General features: G+C 61.0%; 1 protein-coding gene. It reads left to right on the top strand.

The window, feature by feature from the left end; all coding sequences use genetic code 11:
- On the top strand, positions 1-804 hold an 804-nt coding region (locus tag AC1D00_RS43525; RefSeq protein WP_477014984.1), incomplete at both ends, for an MBOAT family O-acyltransferase.

Raw genomic sequence — 804 nt, forward strand, 5'->3', positions numbered from 1 at the left:
CGCGAGAAGCGGCMGCCGCCACTGCGCGACGTCTTCCTCTACATCATCTTCTTTCCGCAGCTCGTGTCCGGACCGATCACGCGCGCGGGCCAGTTCATGCCGCAGATCGTCCCCAAACAGCTCGCCAACGTCGATTTCGCGGAAGCCGCCAAATGGATCCTGACTGGCTTCTTCTTCAAGCTCTACGTCGCCAACAATCTCAACGAGATGACGTCCTACATGGACTATCCGCTCTATGAGACGGTGGCCACGCAGGACCGCTGGCTGCTCGTGTTCCTGTACAGCTACCAGATCTATGCCGACTTCTTCGGCTATTCGGCAATCGCGCTCGGCCTCGGGCTGCTGTTCGGCTACCGCCTGCCGGTCAACTTCGACCTGCCCTACATCTCGGCTTCGTTCTCCGAGTTCTGGACGCGCTGGCATATCTCGTTGTCCAGCTGGCTCAGGACCTATCTCTACATCCCGCTCGGCGGCAACAGGAAGGGACCGGCCAGAACCTGCCTCAATCTGATGATCGTGATGACGCTTGGCGGCCTCTGGCACGGCGCGAGCCTGAGCTACGCATTGTGGGGCATGCTGCACGGCCTCCTGCTCGTCGTCGAGCGGCCGTTTCTGAAGGTGCTGGGCGAAGCCGGCCCTGTCGTGCGCGGCGCCCGCATGGGCGTCGTCTTCTTCTGCGTGACGATGCTCTGGATCTTCTTCAAGCTGCCGAACTTCGATCACGCGCTCGGCTACCTCGCAGGCATGTTCACGCCGACGGACAATCCCAATCCGACAAAACTGTTTCGCAACATGGCTCTGCTC

Source organism: Bradyrhizobium sp. P2_E8 (genome assembly GCF_056403875.1).